Below are 19,242 nucleotides of genomic sequence, written 5' to 3'. Positions count from 1 at the left end.
ATGTGTAGTAAACAATCCATCCAAGGCAGACCCACTGACTTGGCCGGGCCAGTTTAGAAGTCGCCTCAGCCTCGCCGCGAGGCAAAAGCAAGGCAATGCAAGTTGCTGCGGTCAGGCCTTACATGCACCGTCCAGCGCCGATCCCCTGGCGCCCGACCCGGGCAGCGCGGAGGGCCCTTGTGCGGGGCGGCGCAGGCCGCTGGAGGCCCGGGGAGGCGCCGGACGCGGGGCACTTTTACTCACACATCTTGCGGGCCAGAAGCCGCGCACCGCCCCCCTCGCTGCTGGCATTTCACAGCCCGCTCTGGCCAAATGAGCGCATTTTTGGGGATCAGGGTAAACCCTGCACAAAGAAGAGGCAGGGTGTTGAAACCCTTGCCAGCATTGGCTTTTGAGCCCCCATCCCAACGTCACCCACACAGTTGTCCACAGAAGTTGTGGACGAGATTGCTCCTTCCTGGCCCTGGGGCTTGTCACGCGTGTGATCGCGCCCGGCCAGCCGCCTGCGGCACCATGCAGCCACCCCGCCACTGCCGCCAGGACTGCCCATGAGCGATACCCACAGCGCCTCCACGACCCGCACCCACCACCGCATCTGCCCCTTGTGCGAGGCCTGTTGCGGGCTGGAGATCAAGGTGCAATCCGGCCGGGTGATCAGCATCCGGGGTCACGAAGCCGACGTCCTCAGTCGCGGCTACATCTGCCCCAAAGGCGTGGCCTTGAAGGACCTGCACGAGGACCCGGACCGCTTGCGCCAACCGCTGATCAAGCGCCACGGCGTGTTCGAGCCAGCCAGCTGGGAGGAAGCCTATGCCGAGATCGAACGCCGCCTGCCCGCCGTGCAGGCCGCCCACGGGGCCCACAGCGTGGCGGTGGTGGCGGGCAACCCCACCTCGCACAAGCTGGGTCTGATGCTGTACTACCCCCGGCTGCTCAAGGCCTTGGGCACCCGGCACATCTACAGCGCCGCCACCCTGGACCAGATGCCGCGCCATGTGGTCAGTGGCTTGCTTTACGGTCACTGGATGAGCGTGCCGGTGCCCGACATCGCCCACAGCGACTGGCTGCTGGTGCTGGGCGCCAACCCGGTGGCCAGCAACGGCAGCATGTGGACCGTGCCCGACTTCCGTGGCCAGGCCAAGGCCATGCAAGGCCGAGGTGGCAAACTGGTGGTGATCGACCCACGCCAAACCGAGACCGCGCAACTCGCCGACGAACACCACTTCATCCGCCCCGGTGGCGATGTGTTCTTGTTGTTGGGCCTGTTGAACAGCCTGTTCGACCAAGGCCTGGTGCAGCTGGGCGCTGCCGCCCCGTGGCTGGATGGACTGGAGGCCGTGCGCGAGGCGGTGCGCCCCTTCACGCCGCAGCGCATGAGCGAACGCTGCGCCATCCCGGCCGCAACCATTGAACGCCTGGCGCGTGAACTGGCCCAGACGCCCCGCGCCGCGGTGTATGGCCGCATCGGCACCTGCACCCAGGCCTACGGCACCCTCAACACCTGGTTGATTGACCTGCTGAACCTGCTCAGCGGCCACATGGACCAGGTCGGGGGCACGATGTTCCCGCGCGCTGCGGCCTTCGCGGCCAACACCCAAGGCCCCCCAGGCCAGGGGCGTGGCATCGTCATGGGGCGCCACCACAGCCGGGTCAGCGGGGCCCCCGAGGTGATGGGCGAACTGCCCCTGACCTGCCTGGCTGAGGAGATGGAAACCCCCGGCGAAGGCCAGGTGCGCGCCGTGATCACGCTGGCCACCAACCCGGTGCTGTCCGCCCCCAACGGCGCCCGCCTCGCGCAAGGCTTCGAGGGCCTGGATTTCATGCTCAGCCTGGACATCTACCTCAACGAGACCAGCCGCCACGCCGACGTCATCCTGCCCGGCCCCTCGCCGCTGGAGGACCTGCACTACGACGTGCCCTACCCGCAGATGTCCTGGCGCAACCACGCGCGCTACAGTGACCCGGTGCTGCCACGCCCCGAAGGCCAACCCGAGGAATGGGAAACCCTGCTGCGCCTGGCCGCGATCGTGCAGGGCGCCCGTGGCCCCCAAGACCCGCGCGCCCTGGACGAGCGGCTGTTTCAAACCGACCTCGCTCGCCTGCCGCCCGAACAGGCCCAGGCCGTGTCCGAAGCCACCGCCGGCCTGCACGGCCCGCAACGCCTGTTGGCGCAGGCGCTTGACCAAGGCCCTTACCGCCTGCGCTTCGCCGATGTGCAGGCTACGCCCGCCGGGCTGGACCTGGGCCCCTTGCAACCCCGCCTGCCCGAACTGCTGCGCACCACAACAGGGCGCATCGACCTGGCCCCGCCCGCCTTGCTCAAAGACTTGGAACGGGTGCCCCTGAACGCGCCAGCAGCCCCAGCGGCCTTGCTGCTGATCGGTCGGCGCGACAGCCGCTCCAACAACAGCTGGATGCACAACCTGCCCACCCTGGCCAAAGGCCCCCACCGGTGCACGCTTTTGGTTCACCCCGAGGACGCGCAGACCCTGCTGCTCCAAGATGGTGCCATGGCGTGGTTGACGGCCGACGACCCGAGCGCTGACGATGCGGCCGATCGCCCGGGCCTGTCGGTGCAGGTCGAGTTCAGCGACCGCATGATGCGCGGCGTGGTCAGCCTGCCCCACGGCTGGGGCCACGATCTGGCCGGGGCCCGGCTGGGGCTCGCCGCGCAGCGGCCCGGGGTCAACCTCAATGCCCTGCTGTCCGACCGGGCCCGCGACCCCCTGTCGGGTAACGCGGTGCTCAGCGGTGTGCCGGTCCAACTGCGTCCGGCGCCCGCCATGGCCCCTCAGGCCGCCCCCGCCACCCAGGACAGCTGAAACGGCTGGGGCCAGGAACCGAGGCAGGCCTGAGGTGGGGCCTGAAGTGGGACCTGCGCCAGGGTCTGAAGTGAGACTCGAGGTGGCCTGGCCATGGGCTGGCAGGAGGTCGGCGGCGGTGCTGCCGCCTGCCGCTGGTCGGCTTTTGCACACTGCCTGTTGAACAGGCAATCTGTGCCAGGCCTTGTGGCGCCTGGCTTTCGGGCCACTGCCCGCACCTCTTCCCCAGACTTATCCACAGAAGTTGGGGATGAGGCCGGGCGTGCCGCCCGCAGCCGCTGCGCCAACGGCAGGCGAAAAAAAACCCACCAGCGCACGCTGGTGGGTGGCAGGCGAAGCCTGGGGTTTCAGCGGGGACACGGGCACAGCCCGGCCCCCTCTGTGGCGCCCCTGGATCAGGCGCTCACGCCCTTGGCGATGTCCGCGTACTCTTCGATCTGGTTGAAGTTCAGGTACTTGTAGATCGAAGCGCCGTCCTTGTTCACCACGCCCATGGCTTCGTGGTACTCGGCCACGGTGGGCAGCTTGCCCAGCTTGGACGCGATGGCGGCCAGCTCGGCCGAGCCCAGGAACACGTTGGTGTTCTTGCCCAGGCGGTTCGGGAAGTTGCGGGTCGAGGTGGAGATCACGGTGGCCCCTTCGCGCACTTGGGCTTGGTTGCCCATGCACAGCGAGCAGCCCGGCATTTCGGTGCGGGCACCGGCGGTACCGAAGGCGGCGTAGTGACCTTCCTTGATCAGCTCGCTCTGGTCCATCTTGGTCGGCGGGGCCACCCACAGCTTGACGGGGATGTCACGCTGGCCGCCCAGCAGCTTGGCAGCGGCACGGAAATGGCCGATGTTGGTCATGCAAGAACCGATGAAGGACTCGTCGATCTTGGTGCCAGCGACTTCGGACAGGAACTTGGCGTCGTCCGGGTCGTTCGGGCAGCAGACGATGGGTTCCTTGATGTCGGCCAGATCGATCTCGATCACGGCAGCGTACTCGGCGTCCTTGTCGGCTTCGAGCAGGTTGGGGTTGGCCAACCAGGCTTCAACCTTCTCGATGCGGCGTTGCAGGGTGCGGGCATCGGCGTAACCGTCGGCAATCATGTTCTTCATCAGCACGACGTTGCTGGTGAGGTATTCCTTGATCGGCTCGGGGTTCAGCTTGATGGTGCAACCGGCGGCCGAACGTTCGGCCGAGGCGTCCGAGAGTTCAAACGCTTGCTCAACCTTCAGGTCCGGCAGGCCTTCGATTTCGAGGATGCGGCCCGAGAACACGTTCTTCTTGCCGGCCTTGGCCACGGTCAGCAGACCAGCCTTGATGGCGTACAGCGGAATGGCGTGCACCAGGTCGCGCAGGGTCACGCCCGGCTGCATTTCGCCCTTGAAGCGCACCAGCACCGACTCAGGCATGTCCAGCGGCATGACGCCGGTGGCGGCACCGAAGGCCACCAGACCGGAACCGGCCGGGAACGAGATGCCGATCGGGAAACGGGTGTGGCTGTCGCCACCGGTGCCGACGGTGTCCGGCAGCAGCAGGCGGTTCAGCCAGCTGTGGATCACGCCGTCGCCCGGACGCAGGGCCACGCCGCCGCGGTTGCTGATGAAGGCGGGCAGTTCGCGGTGGGTCTTGACGTCGACCGGCTTCGGGTAAGCCGCGGTGTGGCAGAAGGACTGCATCACCAGGTCGGCGCTGAAGCCCAGGCAAGCCAGGTCCTTCAGTTCGTCGCGGGTCATCGGGCCGGTGGTGTCTTGCGAACCCACGGTGGTCATCTTCGGCTCGCAGTAGGTGCCCGGGCGCACGCCTTGGCCTTCGGGCAGACCGACCGCGCGGCCAACCATCTTCTGGGCCAGCGTGAAGCCGGCCTGGGTGGCGGCGGGGGCTTGCGGCAGGCGGAACAGGGTCGAGGCCGGCAGGCCCAGGAATTCGCGGGCCTTGGCGGTCAGCGAACGGCCAATGATCAGGTTGATGCGGCCGCCAGCGCGCACTTCGTCAAACAGCACATCGCTCTTGAGCTTGAACTCGGCCACGGTGTCGCCGTTCTTCACGATCTTGCCGTCGTAGGGCAGGATGTCGACCACATCGCCCATTTCGAGCTTGGAGACATCGACTTCGATCGGCAGCGAGCCCGAGTCTTCCTGGGTGTTGAAGAAGATCGGAGCGATCTTGCCGCCCAGGGTCACACCACCAAAGCGCTTGTTCGGCACGAAAGGGATGTCCTGGCCGGTGGCCCAGATCACGCTGTTGGTGGCCGACTTGCGGCTCGAGCCGGTGCCGACCACGTCGCCGACGTAGGCCACCAGGTGGCCCTTCTTCTTGAGGTCTTCGATGAACTGCATCGGACCGCGCTTGCCGTCTTCTTCCGGCTTGAAGGCCGCGCCTTCGCGGGTGTTCTTCAGCATGGCCAGGTAGTGCAGCGGGATGTCCGGGCGGCTCCAGGCGTCCGGGGCGGGCGACAGGTCGTCGGTGTTGGTTTCGCCGGGCACCTTGAACACGGTGACGGTGATCTTCTTCTCGACTTCGGGGCGGCTGGTGAACCACTCGGCCTCGGCCCAGCTCTGGATCACTTCCTTGGCCTTGGCGTTGCCCGCCTTGGCCTTCTCGGCGACGTCGTTGAAGAAGTCGAACATCAGCAGGGTCTTCTTGAGACCTTCAGCAGCCACACCGGCGACTTCGGCGTCGTCCAGCAGTTCGATCAGGGGGTGCACGTTGTAGCCACCCACCATGGTGCCCAGCAACTCGGTGGCCTTGGCCTTGGAGATCAGGCCAACGCTCAGTTCGCCGTGGGCCACAGCGGCCAGGAAGCTGGCCTTGACCTTGGCGGCATCGTCCACGCCCGGGGGCACGCGGTGCGTCAGCAGGTCGAGCAGGAAGGCTTCTTCGCCAGCGGGCGGGTTCTTGATCAGTTCGATCAACTCGGCCACTTGCTTGGCTTCCAGCGGCAGGGGCGGAATGCCCAGGGCTGCGCGTTCGGCAGTGTGTTGGCGATAGGCTTGCAACATGTCGTTCTCCTGTCAGTTCACTAATGGGGCGGTTTTTGGAAAAATTTACTTGGCGGACGCAGAAGCCGTGCCAGGCGCATCGAGCAGACCCGGCACCGGGTTCTTGCGCAGGGCTTCGGCCACGATGGCCTGCTCGGGGCTCATGCATTCGTCAGCCTGACGCTGACCAATCTTTTGGTTCATGAGCATGGATTTGTTGGCCAGCTGGATCCAGACTGCACCGGCTTTCTCGTCCTCAAGGCGCAGCGCGCCCGTGCGGCTGGCCACCGGGACCATGCGGTACTTGAAGCCTTTGCCCGTCACTTCAAAGTGACCCGGGGCTTTGTCGTCGGCCTTGACGTTGACCACAGCGCCCAGTTCACAGGCCATGCGGCCGGTGTGCACCAGCTCGGCCAGGGCCAGTTCGTCGGGCGTCAGCGCGGCCTCGGCGGCCTCCACCCCGGCGGCCATGTTCTTGGCGGTGGTCTTGATTTCAGTGCGGCTGGCACTGGGCTTGGGTTTGGCCGGCTTGGCCTTGTTGTCGGAGGCTGCCTTGTGGTGTGCGTCCTGGGCGGTCGACTGGGCCGACACCAAAGACGCGGCGCCCAACATCAGGGCGGCGATGAGCAGAGATTTCATGAGGGGGTCCTCCAGGGAGTCAGGGATGCGCTGGCGCGAAATACGCCCGCGCTTCAGTGGGCAAAGGTCGCCCAGTTTGGTGTGCACGCTCCAGCACCTGCCAGAAATACCGGTAACTGGCGCGGTCGTGCAATTGACCCCCATGGCTGATGGGGGCCCACTCGGCCGCCTGGGCCGAGGTGATGATTCGGGTGGCGAGTTCGATCTCGCGCTCCTCGGGCGCAAAGGCATCGAGGATGGGTTGGATTTGGGCCGGGTGGATGCTCCACATCCGGGCGTAGCCAAACTCGCGTGCGGCTTTGAGCGCAGCGGCTTGCAAGGCGGGCAGGTCGTTGAATTCGGTCACCACGCAGTGCGAAGGCACTTTGCCATGTGCATGGGCAGCCGAGGCGATGTCGAGCTTGGCGCGCACCACCAAAGGGTGCGTGAACTGGCCCGTCGCGCCCATGCCCGCCGAGGGAATGGCGCCCGCGTGGGCCGAAACAAAGTCCATCAAGCCAAAGCTCAGCGACTGCACCTGGGGGCAGGCCGCGATGTCAAATGCCCGGTGCACCGCGCCCGGGGACTCGATCAGCACATGCAGGGGCAGGTCCGGGTGGCCGGCCGCCGCCAGGGCACGCGCGGCACGCTCGACGTCCTGCACGGTCTCCACCTTGGGCACCATCACATGGCACAGGCGGTTGCCGGCTCGACCCACGATGGTCTGAACGTCAGCGTCAAAAGAGGGGTGGTCGACCGGGTGCACCCGGGCCGCCACGCGGGCCCCGGGCGCAGCGCCCAAAGCCAGCTCGGCGACCAGGGCGGCGTGTTCCGCCTCGGCACCGGCCGGGGCACCGTCTTCGCAGTCAAGGGTGACGTCGAAGACGCAGGTGCCCAGGCGCTCGGTCATTTCAGCCTGCAATTGCAGGCTTTTGCGCATCCGCAGCTCGACGCCGCTGTAGTGATCACAGACTGGCAGCAAGCCCTGTTGGGCCTGCGCTTCGAGCAAGACCTCGCGCGGATGCTTCATGGACACAGCCTGGCCGATCAGAGCAGGTGGGCCACGCCAGCTTGCTCGTCGGTCAGTTCCTTGAGCGTCTTGTTGATGCACTCTTGCGAGAAAGCGTCGATGTCCAGACCTTGGACGATCTTGTATTCGCCGTTTTCGCAGGTGACCGGGAAGCCGAACATGACGTCCTTGGGGATGCCGTAGGAGCCATCCGACGGGATGCCCATGGTGACCCACTTGCCGTTGGTGCCCAGGGCCCAGTCGCGCATGTGGTCGATGGCCGCGTTGGCAGCCGAAGCAGCCGACGACAGACCACGGGCGGCGATGATCGCGGCACCACGCTTGCCCACGGTGGGCAGGAAGGTTTCGCGGTTCCAGGTTTCGTCGTTGATCAGGGCCTTGACCGATTCGCCGCCGATGGTGGCAAAGCGGTAGTCAGCGTACATGGTGGGCGAGTGGTTGCCCCAGACGGTCAGCTTCTCGATGTCCGACACGGCCTTGCCGGTCTTGGCAGCCAATTGCGAAGCGGCACGGTTATGGTCCAGGCGCAGCATGGCGGTGAAGTTCTTGGCCGGCAGGTCCGGAGCCGACTTCATGGCGATGTAGGCGTTGGTGTTGGCGGGGTTGCCGACCACCAGCACCTTGACGTCACGCGAAGCGACGGCGTTCAGGGCCTTGCCCTGGCCGATGAAGATGGCGCCGTTGACGGCCAGCAGTTCGGCACGCTCCATGCCCGGGCCGCGCGGACGCGAGCCCACCAGCAGAGCGTAGTCGGTGTCCTTGAAGGCGGTCATCGGGTCGCTGTGGGCTTCGATGCCAGCCAGCAGCGGGAAAGCGCAGTCTTCGAGCTCCATGATCACGCCCTTGAGCGCGTTCTGAGCCTTTTCATCGGGGATTTCGAGCAATTGCAGGATCACGGGCTGATCCTTGCCCAGCATTTCGCCGGAGGCGATGCGGAACAGCAGGGCGTAACCGATTTGGCCAGCGGCGCCGGTAACGGCAACACGAACGGGCTTTTTGCTCATGAGGAACTCCAGGAGGTTGTGTAAAACGGGTGTCGCCACAGTGCTGGACCTGTTTCAGGAACCATAGGCCCAAGCCCTGCGAAACAGCCAAGGAGTGTACTCGGGTTACGAGCCTCCGGTCAATTTGTCTTATGTCTTATATAAGATATGATGCGAATCCGCGCCCAGCGTCAAAATTGCTGCGCCGACCCAGCCCCTCCCAGTTCCAACCTCATACCATGCCGCCGCCCAACCCCAGCTCCAACGATGTCGCTGCGATCGACGACGTCGGCGTGGTGACGCCGGCTTTCAGCCCGCTGTACCAACAGATCAAGGGCCTGATCCTGCAGAGCCTGCAGGCGGGTGACTGGAAGCCCGGCGAGGCCATCCCCAGCGAGATGGAGCTGGCCGCCCGCTACCGGGTCAGCCAGGGCACGGTGCGCAAGGCCATCGACGAGCTGGCCGCCGACAACCTCGTGGTGCGCCGCCAGGGCAAAGGCACCTTCGTCGCCACCCACGCGGAACAACACGTCCAGTACCGCTTCCTGAAACTGATCCCCGACACCGGCGACAGCAGTGCCGAAGGCCCCGCCCAGCGCACCGTGATCGAGTGCAAGCGCAGCCGCGCCAGCGCCGAAGTGGCGCGCCTGCTGGCCTTGCGCAGCGGCGACTCGGTGCTGCAGGTGCGCCGCATCCTGTCCTTCAGTGGCACCCCCACCATCCTCGAGGACCTGTGGTTGCCCGGGCAGGCTTTCAAGGGCCTGACAGCCGAGCAAATGGCTCAGTATCACGGCGCGACCTACGCCATGTTCGAACTTGATTTTGGCGTGCGCATGGTGCGCGCCGAAGAGAAGCTCAAAGCCGTCCTGCCTGACGAAACCCAGGCCGCTTTGTTACAAGTCACCCCCCAAACGCCCCTGTTGAGCGTGGAACGGGTGGCCTACACCTACAACGACACCCCCATGGAGCTCAGGCGAGGCCTCTACCGCACGGACACACATCACTACAGAAACGAACTCAACTAAAGCCCCCTGGGCGAGCAAAGCCAACAGAAACGTCGAAAATAGGCAACGACCCGAGTCCCCTTTGCTGCATTGCAATAGAATTTTGGGTTGTTTGCATTTACGAAATTACCGAGCAGTTACATCCACGAAAGCACCTACCCATGTCTGAACTCGCAAAAAAGCGGCCTGAGTTCCGCAACATCAATGCATTCAAGGATTTGACCACCTACCGCCTGCCTGCGGCCGGCTGGGTGTCGATCCTGCATCGCGTCAGCGGTCTCATCATGTTCCTGTTGATGCCTTTCATCATCTGGATGTTTGACGTTTCCGTCTCCTCCGAAATTTCGTTCTCGAAGTTCAAGGCCGCTTTCAACAGCGGCCTTGGTTTTGTGCCGGGTGCCTTCATCAAGCTGGTGGCACTGGCCCTGATCTGGGCCTACCTGCACCACTTCATCGCCGGTCTGCGCCACCTCTGGATGGACGTGAACCACGCCGTGAGCAAAGAGTTCGGCAAGAGCTCGGCCCTCGTCACCCTGGTGTTGAGCCTCGGCCTGACCGCCGTGCTGGGCGCCAAGCTGTTTGGTCTGTACTGATTGAAGGAGCAACCCATGTCTGTTAACTACGGCTCCAAGCGCATCGTTGTCGGTGCCCACTACGGTCTGCGCGACTGGCTCGCGCAACGCGTCACGGCTGGCCTGATGGCCCTGTTCACCGTGATCCTGCTGGCGCAGGTCATCCTGTCGTCGGGCCCCATCGGCTACGACAAATGGGCGGGCATCTTCTCGTCCCAGTGGATGAAGGCCCTGACCTTCGCTGTGATCATCGCCCTGCTCTACCACGTCTGGATTGGCGTGCGAGACATCTGGATGGACTACGTCAAGCCCGTCGCCCTTCGTCTTTCCCTGCAAATCTTCTCCATTGTGTGGCTCGTCGCTTGCGCTGGCTGGGCGATTCAAGTTCTGTGGAGACTCTAAAAAATGACTTACTCCAAATCTGGCATCACCACCCGCAAGTTTGACGTCGTCATCGTGGGGGCCGGCGGCTCCGGCATGCGCGCATCGCTGCAACTGGCCCGCGCGGGCCTGAACGTGGCCGTCCTGTCCAAGGTGTTCCCGACCCGCTCGCACACGGTGGCAGCACAGGGCGGTATCGGCGCCTCGCTGGGCAACATGTCCGAAGACAACTGGCACTACCACTTCTACGACACCGTCAAGGGCTCCGACTGGCTCGGCGACCAAGACGCGATCGAATTCATGTGCCAGGAAGCGCCCAAGGTCGTGTACGACCTCGAGCACATGGGCATGCCGTTCGACCGCAACCCCGACGGCACCATCTACCAGCGTCCGTTCGGCGGCCACACCGCCAACTACGGCGAAAAGCCGGTGCAACGCGCTTGCGCTGCCGCTGACCGCACCGGTCACGCCATGCTGCACACGCTGTACCAGCAGAACGTCAAGGCCAAGACCAGCTTCTTCGTCGAGTGGATGGCCCTGGACCTGATCCGCGACGCTGAAGGCGACGTGGTCGGTGTCACCGCCCTCGAAATGGAAACCGGCGACCTGCACATCCTGCACGCCAAGACCGTGCTGCTGGCCACCGGCGGCGCCGGCCGCATCTTTGCCGCTTCGACCAACGCCTTCATCAACACCGGTGACGGCCTGGGCATGGCGGCTCGCGCTGGCATCGCGCTGCAAGACATGGAGTTCTGGCAGTTCCACCCCACCGGCGTGGCCGGTGCCGGCGTGCTGCTGACCGAAGGCTGCCGCGGCGAAGGCGCCATTCTGCTGAACAGCAACGGCGAACGCTTCATGGAGCGCTATGCGCCCACCCTGAAGGACCTGGCCCCGCGTGACTTCGTGTCGCGCTCGATGGACCAGGAAATCAAGGAAGGCCGTGGCTGCGGTCCCAACAAGGACTACATCCTGCTGAAGCTGGATCACCTGGGTGCCGACACCATCCACAAGCGCCTGCCCTCGGTGTACGAAATCGGCGTCAACTTCGCCAACGTCGACATCACCCGCGAGCCGATCCCGGTCGTGCCCACCATCCACTACCAAATGGGCGGTATCTCGACCAACATCAACGGCCAAGTCGTGGTGCAAAACGGCGACGTGCACAACCAAGTGGTCAACGGCCTGTACGCAGTGGGCGAATGCTCCTGCGTGTCGGTGCACGGCGCCAACCGCCTGGGCACCAACTCGCTGCTCGACCTGCTGGTGTTCGGCCGTGCCGCCGGCAACCACATCGTCGAGTTCGCCAGCAAGACCAAGTCGCACAAGCCGCTGCCGGCCGATGCCGCTGACTTCACGCTGTCGCGCCTGAACCGCCTGGACAACGCCAAGGGTGGCGAGTACGCCCAGAACGTGGCCAACGACATCCGCTCGACCATGCAGCAACACGCCGGTGTGTTCCGCACCCAGGCCAGCATGGACCAGGGTGTGGTCAAGATCGCCGAACTGCGCGAACGCGCCAAGGCCGTGGGCCTGGCCGACAACTCGAAGGTGTTCAACACCGCGCGCATCGAAGCGCTCGAAGTCGACAACCTGATCGAAGCCGCTCAAGCGACCATGGTTTCGGCTGCCGCTCGTCGTGAATGCCGTGGCGCCCACACCGTGGACGACTACGAACATCCGGCCGATCACCCGACCGCTCCGCTGGGCCGCGACGATGCCAACTGGATGAAGCACACCCTGTGGCACAGCGCTGGCAACAACCTGACCTACAAGCCTGTGAACCTGAAGCCGCGCTCGGTTGAGTCCGTGCCGCCCAAGGTCCGCACGTTCTGATTCCGTCCTGCACGAAAGCCCACGATATGACGAAACGTACTTTTCAGATCTACCGCTACGACCCGGACAAGGACGCCAAGCCCTACATGCAGACCATCGAGATCGAACTCGACGGTCACGAACGCATGCTGCTGGACGCCCTGATCAAGCTCAAGGCGCAGGACCCGACCATCTCCTTCCGCCGCTCCTGCCGCGAAGGCGTGTGCGGTTCGGACGCCATGAACATCAATGGCAAGAACGGTCTGGCCTGCCTGACCAACATGAACACGCTCAAGGGCACCATCGTCCTGAAGCCGCTGCCAGGCCTGCCGGTCATCCGCGACCTGATCGTGGACATGACCCAGTTCTTCAAGCAGTACAACTCGATCAAGCCGTACCTCATCAACGACAACGTGCCGCCCGAAAAGGAACGCCTGCAGTCGCCCGAGGAACGTGACGAGCTGAACGGCCTGTACGAGTGCATCTTGTGCGCCAGCTGCTCCACCAGCTGCCCCAGCTTCTGGTGGAACCCCGACAAGTTCGTCGGTCCCGCTGGCCTGCTGCAAGCCTACCGTTTCATCGCGGACAGCCGCGACGAAGCCACCGGCGCGCGCCTGGACAACCTGGAAGACCCGTACCGTCTGTTCCGCTGCCACACCATCATGAATTGCGTCGACGTCTGCCCCAAGGGCCTGAACCCGACCAAGGCGATTGGCAAGATCAAGGAACTGATGGTCCGTCGGGCCGTTTGATTGATTACTGGCATGAAACTTGATCTGCCAAGCCATCTGGGAGACGACGGTGAGCTCGTCGGCCGCGCTGCAGGAGAGCCCCTGGACGCGCGTGCCTACAGCAAGCTGCAGTGGCGTTGCCGCCGCGGCCTGCTGGAGAACGACCTGTTCATCGAGAAGTTCTTTGCCCGGCACGGCCAACACCTCACGGTGGGCCATGCCCGGGGAATGTACGCGCTGATGGATTTGGCAGACAACGACCTCCTTGACCTGCTGTTGCGCCGCAAGCAGCCGGAAGGACCGTTGGACACGCAAGAAGTTCGTGAGGTTCTGGCCCTGCTGGTGCCCTGAGATCCCTCAGGCACCGACCGACCAGCGCCCCACCGGAAGATGGGCAAATTACCATAGGAAAAGTGAATATGAAGCTAGCTGACAATAAAGCCACCCTGTCGTTCAGCAACGGCAGCCCCAGCGTCGACCTGCCGGTTTACCACGGCAACATTGGCCCGGACGTCATCGACATCCGCAAGCTGTACGCGCAAACGGGCATGTTCACTTATGACCCCGGCTTCCTGTCGACGGCCTCGTGCCAATCGGCCATCACCTACATCGACGGTGACAAGGGCGAGTTGCTGTACCGCGGCTACCCCATCGAGCAACTCGCCGTGAACTGCGACTTCCTCGAAACCTGCCACCTGCTGCTGTACGGTGAACTGCCGAACGCCAGCCAAAAGGCTGACTTCACGAACCGCGTGACCCAGCACACCATGGTGAACGAGCAGATGCAGTTCTTCCTGCGTGGCTTCCGCCGTGACGCGCACCCGATGGCTGTGCTGACGGGTCTGGTGGGTGGTCTGTCGGCCTTCTACCACGACAGCACCGACATCAACAACCCGGAACACCGTGAAATCGCGGCCATCCGCTTGATCGCCAAGCTGCCGACCCTGGTCGCCATGGCCTACAAGTACAGCATTGGCCAACCCTTCATGTACCCGAAGAACTCGCTGAGCTACGCCGGCAACTTCCTGCACATGATGTTCGCCACGCCCTGCGAAGAGTACAAGGTCAACCCGGTCATCGAAAAGGCCCTGGACCGCATCTTCATCCTGCACGCTGACCACGAGCAAAACGCCTCCACCTCGACCGTGCGCCTGTGCGGTTCGTCGGGCACCAACCCGTTCGCCGCCATCGCTGCGGGCGTGGCCTGCCTGTGGGGCCCCGCTCACGGTGGCGCCAACGAAGCCTGCCTGAACATGCTGGAAGAAATCCAAGCCATGGGCGGTGTGGCCAAGGTCGGCGAGTTCATGGAAAAGGTCAAGGACAAGAACTCGGGCGTGCGCCTGATGGGCTTTGGCCACCGCGTCTACAAGAACTACGACCCACGCGCCAAGCTGATGCAGGAAACCTGCAACGAAGTGCTGCAAGCCCTGGGCCTGGAAAACGACCCGCTGTTCAAGCTGGCCAAGGAACTCGAGCGCATCGCGCTGGAAGACGACTACTTCGTGTCGCGCAAGCTGTACCCGAACGTCGACTTCTACTCGGGCATCGTGCAACGCGCCATCGGCATCCCGGTCAGCCTGTTCACCGCGATCTTCGCGCTGGCCCGCACCGTGGGCTGGATTGCCCAACTGAACGAAATGATCGGCGACCCCGAGTACAAGATCGGCCGTCCGCGTCAGCTGTTCACCGGCTCGCCGCGCCGCGACGTCAAGCCCCTGGGCCAACGTTGATCCTGGCCCTGCACTGAGCGCGCCCGCGCGGCTCAGTGCCCTGGCCCCAAGCCCGCCTCTGGCGGGCTTTTTTCATGGTGCGGCGCGGGTGCCCCGCGCGCCCTCCCGGTTCAGGTCCGGCCAGGCTCGGCGGCCGCGCCGCCGAAGCGCTCGCGGTAGGCCTGAGGGGTGATGCCCAGGCGGCGCAGAAACAGGTGCCGCAAGGCCTGCTCCGACTGAAAGCCGACCTGGGCCGCGATGGTCTTGAGCGGCAGGTTGTTGGCCTCTTCGAGGCGACGGCGCGCGCCTTCCAGGCGGGCTGTCTCGATGAACTCGGACGGGCTGCTGCCGCACTCCTGCAAGAACACGCGGCGGAAATTGCGTTCGCTCATGGCCGCCCGGGAGGCCAGTTCCCCCAGGCTGATGGCTTGGTCCAAGTGCGACAGGATCCAGGTCTGCACTTCGCGGATGCCCGGGTGGCGGGTGGCCTGGCTGGCCAGGTGCATGCTGAACTGCGACTGCCCGCCGGGGCGCTTGAGGTACATCACCAGGTCGCGCGCCACCTCCAGCGCCAGGGTGCGGCCGAAATCCTCCTCCACCAAAGCCAGCGCCAGGTCGATGCCGGCGGTCACGCCGGCCGAGGTCCAGAACTTGCCGCTGTGCACGTAGATCGCATCGGGGTCCACCTGCACCGCAGGGTAACGCTGCTGTAACAGGTCGGTAACGCTCCAATGGGTGGCGGCGGCGCGGCCGTCCAGCAGGCCCGCGGCGGCCAAGAAAAAGCTGCCAGAACACAGGGCCACCAGGCGTTTGAGCTGGGGCGCCACCGTCTGCGCCCAGTGCACCAGGCCCGGTGAGGCGGCCAAGGCGCGCTCGATCTCGCGCGAGCCCACGATCAGCGCCGTGTCCGGAGCCGCCCCCTGCCCCACCACCTGGGTCGCCTCCAAGGACATGGCCGTGTCCGATCGCACCAGGCCCAGCGCCTCGGCAGCCACCGAGACCACATAACCAGGCCCCTGCCCGCGGCGCGCGAGGTGCACGTTGGCGTAGTCAAACACCGACAGCGGGCCCACGGCCTCCAAAGCCTTGAAGCCGGGGTAGACCACGATCTGGACGGTCTGCGGGGGGAGCGAAACGGGGGACGAAGTCATGTCGGGGCAAAGCATCAAACAAGGCAGGCGGTCACAGCGAATGTCAGCGGCCAATCTGGCGCCGCCAACGGCCAAATTGTGAGGCACAGCCGACCCCTTGGTTTCCAAGGCCTTGTCACTCCGCTAGAGTGCGCGCCAAGGCATCCGATCTGCGATGCCAGCAACTTCCGCAGAAAGCACTCCCCATGAAAACCCGCGCCGCCGTCGCCTGGCAAGCAGGCCAACCCCTGACCATTGAAACCGTGGACCTGCAAGGCCCAAAGTTCGGTGAAGTCCTGGTCGAGATCAAGGCCACGGGCATCTGCCACACCGACTACTACACCCTGTCGGGTGCCGACCCGGAAGGCATCTTCCCGGCCATCCTGGGCCACGAGGGCGCCGGTGTGGTGGTTGACGTCGGCCCCGGGGTCACCACGCTCAAGAAGGGCGACCATGTGATCCCGCTCTACACCCCCGAATGCCGCCAGTGCAAGTTCTGCCTGAGCCGCAAGACCAACCTGTGCCAGCTCATCCGCGGCACCCAGGGCAAGGGCCTGATGCCCGACGCCACCAGCCGCTTCAGCCTGGACGGCAAGCCGATCTTCCACTACATGGGCACCAGCACCTTCAGCAACTACACCGTGGCCCCTGAGATCTCGCTGGCCAAGATCCGCGAGGACGCCCCCTTCGACAAGGTCTGCTACATCGGCTGCGGCGTCACCACCGGCATCGGGGCGGTGCTGTTCACCGCCAAGGTGGAAGCCGGCGCCAACGTGGTGGTGTTTGGTCTTGGCGGCATCGGCCTGAACGTGATCCAGGGCGCCAAGATGGTCGGGGCGGACAAGATCATCGGGGTCGACATCAACCCGGCCCGCCAGGAAATGGCGCGTCAGTTCGGCATGACCCACTTCATCAACCCCAAGGAAGTGCCCAATGTGGTGGACGCCATCGTGCAACTCACCGACGGCGGCGCCGACTACAGCTTCGAGTGCATTGGCAACACCAAGGTGATGCGCGACGCGCTCGAGTGCACCCACAAGGGCTGGGGCCGCAGCATCATCATCGGCGTGGCCGAGGCCGGCGCCGAGATCAGCACCCGCCCCTTCCAGCTGGTGACGGGCCGCAAGTGGGAAGGCTCGGCCTTTGGCGGCGCGCGCGGCCGCACCGACGTGCCCAAGATCGTCGACTGGTACATGGAAGGCAAGATCAACATCGACGACCTGATCACCCACACCATGCCGCTCGAGGACATCAACAAGGGCTTTGACCTGATGAAGCGCGGCGAGTCGATCCGCGGCGTCGTCATCTACTGAGCCCGACCGCGACCATGAGCCAGCCCATGCCCCTTCAAGTCCTGAGCCAGCACGCCTGCTTTGGCGGCACCCAAACCTTCTACCAGCACGCCTCGACCGAAATCGGTTTGCCGATGCGCGTGGGGGTCTACCTGCCGCCCCAGGCCCAGCAGGGCCCGGTGCCCGCGCTGCTGTACCTGGCGGGCCTGACCTGCACCGAAGAAACCTTTGCCATCAAGGCCGGGGCGCAACGGGTGGCGGCCGAACTGGGCCTGGCCCTGATCAGCCCCGACACCAGCCCGCGCGGGGCTGGGGTGCCGGGCGAATCGGATGCCTGGGACCTGGGCGTGGGCGCAGGCTTCTACCTCGATGCCACCGAGGCCCCGTGGGCCCCGCACTGGCGCATGGAAAGCTACCTGCTGCGCGAGCTGTTGCCCCTGCTGAGCCAGCACCTGCCCATCGACGGGCAACGCCTGGGCATCACGGGCCACTCGATGGGCGGCCACGGCGCGCTGACCTTGGCGCTGCGCCACCCGGGACGCTTCAAGTCGCTGTCGGCGCTGGCGCCCATCTGCGCGCCCACGCGCTGCCCCTGGGGCGAAAAGGCCTTCACGGCCTACCTGGGCAGCCACCGCAGCGCCTGGGTCGGTCATGACGCCTGTGAGCTGCTGGCCACGCGCGGCGAAGCCCTGCTGAACCAGCCGATCCTGGTGGACCAAGGCCTTCATGACAAATTCCTCGAAGAGCAATTGCACCCGCACCTGCTCGAGGCCGCATGCGCTCAGGTGGGCCAGGCCCTGACCCTGCGCCGCCACGCGGGCTACGACCACGGCTACTACTTTGTGGCCAGCGTGATCGAAGACCACCTGCGCCACCACGCGGCGCAACTCTGAGACCCGCCTCGGCCCGGGCTCAGCCCGCGCGCAGCGGCAGGGCAGGCGCGGCCAGGCTGGGGGCCAAAGGCCCTTTGGCCTCGGCGGTCTGCGGCACGTCATCGAACAAACCCGGCTGTCGCTGGGCCGCGTCGGGGTCGTGCACAAACTGACTCAGGTCGAGGGCGTGCCGCTCCAGGTTCAAGCCCAGGCGCGCACAGGCCTTGTGAAAGCGCTGGCTCAGCAGATCAGCCCACAGCCCCTGCCCCTTCATGCGGGTCTTGAAGTCGCTGCGGTAGTCCTGCCCGCCCCGAAAATCACGCACCCGCGCCATGACCCGTTCAGCCCGATCCGGGTAATGTTGCTGCAACCACTGCTGGAACAGCGGACTCAGCTCCCAGGGCAGGCGCAGCACGGTGTAGAAGGCCGACCGGGCCCCCACCGCGGCGGCCGCGGCCAACACCTGCTCCATGTCCTCGTTGAGGAATGGAATCTGCGGCGCCACACTCACCCCCACCGGAATGCCCGCCTCGGCCAGGGTCTGCAGGGTGCGCAGTCGCCGCTGCGGCGAAGCCGCACGCGGCTCCATGCGGCGCGCCAGGTCGCGGTCCAGGGTGGTGATGGTGATGTACACCGCCACCAGCCCTTGCCGGGCCAACGGCACCAACAGATCGAGGTCGCGCTCGACCAGGCTGGATTTGGTGATGATCGAAAACGGGTGGCGGTGGCGTTGGAACACCTCGATCAGGCGTCGCGTCAATTGCAGTTCACGCTCGACCGGCTGGTAGCAGTCGGTGGCGGAGCCCACATTCGTCAGTCGCGGTACATAGCTGGGGCGCGACAGGGCTTGCGCCAGCAAGCCGGGCAGCTGGTGCTTGGCCACGATCTGGGTCTCAAAGTCCAATCCCGGCGACAAACCCAGGTAGCTGTGGCTGGGGCGGGCGTAGCAGTAGCTGCAGCCGTGCTCGCAGCCCCGGTAGGGGTTGATGGCCTGGTCAAAGGCGATGTCGGGTGAGTCGTTGCGGGTCAGCGCGCTGCGCGTGGTCTCGGTCAGGATGCGCGTCGGCACGGCGCGTGGGGCCGGGGCCTCGGCCTCGTCGCCGGGCCAGCCGTCGTCCACCGCCTCGCGCTGATCGCGCTCAAAGCGGTGGGCCATGCCTTCGGCAGCGCCCCGCCCTTTGGGCGCGGCGGGCGGACGCGACACCCACACCGGCGCACTGAACTCTTCCATGGCCATCTCGAAACTGTATATTCATACAGTTTACTGAAAAGCCCCAGGGGCCGCAAACGCCCACCGGCGGGCCCACAGCACAACGCCCA

At 65.2% G+C, this 19,242-nt stretch carries 16 protein-coding genes; 10 read left to right on the top strand and 6 right to left on the bottom strand.

Annotated elements, in window-relative coordinates; all coding sequences use genetic code 11:
- Nucleotides 1–548: 548 nt before the first annotated feature.
- Complete coding sequence (locus PSQ40_RS00450) at nt 549–2,822, top strand: molybdopterin-dependent oxidoreductase (protein WP_273947856.1); 2,274 nt, start codon at nt 549–551, stop codon at nt 2,820–2,822.
- A gap of 395 nt (nt 2,823–3,217) precedes the next feature.
- Here PSQ40_RS00450 and acnB read toward each other — a convergent pair whose 3' ends face one another.
- The 4 genes from acnB to PSQ40_RS00430 are packed head-to-tail and all read right to left on the bottom strand — an operon-like array spanning nt 3,218 to nt 8,440.
- Nucleotides 3,218–5,809 carry a bifunctional aconitate hydratase 2/2-methylisocitrate dehydratase gene (acnB, locus tag PSQ40_RS00445; protein ID WP_273947855.1) on the bottom strand — a complete coding sequence of 864 codons (2,592 nt, stop codon included), beginning with the start codon at nt 5,807–5,809 and terminating at the stop codon, nt 3,218–3,220.
- A gap of 45 nt (nt 5,810–5,854) precedes the next feature.
- Complete coding sequence (locus PSQ40_RS00440; RefSeq protein WP_273947854.1) at nt 5,855–6,427, bottom strand: hypothetical protein; 573 nt, start codon at nt 6,425–6,427, stop codon at nt 5,855–5,857.
- A gap of 19 nt (nt 6,428–6,446) precedes the next feature.
- On the bottom strand, nt 6,447–7,436 hold the full coding sequence (locus PSQ40_RS00435) for an HpcH/HpaI aldolase/citrate lyase family protein (RefSeq protein ID WP_273947852.1): 990 nt from the start codon (nt 7,434–7,436) through the stop codon (nt 6,447–6,449).
- A 17-nt stretch (nt 7,437–7,453) separates the two neighbouring features.
- Nucleotides 7,454–8,440, bottom strand: a complete 987-nt coding sequence (locus PSQ40_RS00430; RefSeq protein WP_273947850.1) for a malate dehydrogenase — start codon at nt 8,438–8,440, stop codon at nt 7,454–7,456.
- A gap of 218 nt (nt 8,441–8,658) precedes the next feature.
- Between PSQ40_RS00430 and PSQ40_RS00425 the strand changes: the two genes are divergently transcribed.
- The 7 genes from PSQ40_RS00425 to PSQ40_RS00395 all read left to right on the top strand — a co-directional run bounded on the left by PSQ40_RS00425 (nt 8,659) and on the right by PSQ40_RS00395 (nt 14,649).
- A complete protein-coding gene (locus PSQ40_RS00425; protein ID WP_273947849.1) occupies nt 8,659–9,444 on the top strand; it encodes a GntR family transcriptional regulator in 786 nt (261 codons plus the stop codon).
- Nucleotides 9,445–9,584: 140 nt separating this feature from the next.
- Entirely contained in the window at nt 9,585–10,016 is a 432-nt protein-coding gene (gene sdhC / locus PSQ40_RS00420) for a succinate dehydrogenase, cytochrome b556 subunit (protein ID WP_273947848.1), read from the top strand.
- Between the two features lie 15 nt (nt 10,017–10,031).
- Nucleotides 10,032–10,397, top strand: coding sequence for a succinate dehydrogenase, hydrophobic membrane anchor protein (gene sdhD, locus PSQ40_RS00415; RefSeq protein WP_273947846.1), 366 nt, complete (start codon nt 10,032–10,034; stop codon nt 10,395–10,397).
- Nucleotides 10,398–10,400: 3 nt separating this feature from the next.
- Nucleotides 10,401–12,209, top strand: a complete 1,809-nt coding sequence (gene sdhA / locus PSQ40_RS00410; protein ID WP_273947845.1) for a succinate dehydrogenase flavoprotein subunit — start codon at nt 10,401–10,403, stop codon at nt 12,207–12,209.
- 26 nt (nt 12,210–12,235) lie between these two features.
- Nucleotides 12,236–12,940 (top strand): succinate dehydrogenase iron-sulfur subunit, encoded by a 705-nt coding sequence (locus tag PSQ40_RS00405; protein ID WP_273947843.1) that lies wholly within the window; start codon nt 12,236–12,238, stop codon nt 12,938–12,940.
- Between the two features lie 12 nt (nt 12,941–12,952).
- The gene (locus PSQ40_RS00400) at nt 12,953–13,270 is read left to right on the top strand and encodes an FAD assembly factor SdhE (protein ID WP_273947842.1); all 318 of its coding nucleotides are present in this window, start codon (nt 12,953–12,955) and stop codon (nt 13,268–13,270) included.
- A 68-nt stretch (nt 13,271–13,338) separates the two neighbouring features.
- On the top strand, nt 13,339–14,649 hold the full coding sequence (locus PSQ40_RS00395) for a citrate synthase (protein ID WP_273947841.1): 1,311 nt from the start codon (nt 13,339–13,341) through the stop codon (nt 14,647–14,649).
- Nucleotides 14,650–14,759: 110 nt separating this feature from the next.
- Here the strand turns inward: PSQ40_RS00395 and PSQ40_RS00390 are convergent, their stop codons facing one another.
- Nucleotides 14,760–15,779 (bottom strand): GlxA family transcriptional regulator, encoded by a 1,020-nt coding sequence (locus PSQ40_RS00390; RefSeq protein ID WP_273947840.1) that lies wholly within the window; start codon nt 15,777–15,779, stop codon nt 14,760–14,762.
- A gap of 185 nt (nt 15,780–15,964) precedes the next feature.
- Here PSQ40_RS00390 and PSQ40_RS00385 point away from each other — a divergent pair, with 185 nt between their 5' ends.
- A complete protein-coding gene (locus PSQ40_RS00385; protein WP_273929631.1) occupies nt 15,965–17,071 on the top strand; it encodes an S-(hydroxymethyl)glutathione dehydrogenase/class III alcohol dehydrogenase in 1,107 nt (368 codons plus the stop codon).
- Between the two features lie 26 nt (nt 17,072–17,097).
- The gene (gene fghA, locus PSQ40_RS00380; RefSeq protein ID WP_273947839.1) at nt 17,098–17,943 is read left to right on the top strand and encodes an S-formylglutathione hydrolase; all 846 of its coding nucleotides are present in this window, start codon (nt 17,098–17,100) and stop codon (nt 17,941–17,943) included.
- A gap of 19 nt (nt 17,944–17,962) precedes the next feature.
- Here the strand turns inward: fghA and PSQ40_RS00375 are convergent, their stop codons facing one another.
- Nucleotides 17,963–19,153 carry a PA0069 family radical SAM protein gene (locus tag PSQ40_RS00375; protein ID WP_273947838.1) on the bottom strand — a complete coding sequence of 397 codons (1,191 nt, stop codon included), beginning with the start codon at nt 19,151–19,153 and terminating at the stop codon, nt 17,963–17,965.
- Nucleotides 19,154–19,242: the final 89 nt, after the last annotated feature.

Source organism: Curvibacter cyanobacteriorum (genome assembly GCF_028649475.1).
In the GTDB taxonomy this organism is placed as follows: domain Bacteria; phylum Pseudomonadota; class Gammaproteobacteria; order Burkholderiales; family Burkholderiaceae_C; genus Curvibacter; species Curvibacter cyanobacteriorum.
The sequence above is the reverse complement of the archived record's forward strand: the minus strand, read 5'-3'. Positions and strand labels throughout refer to the sequence as shown.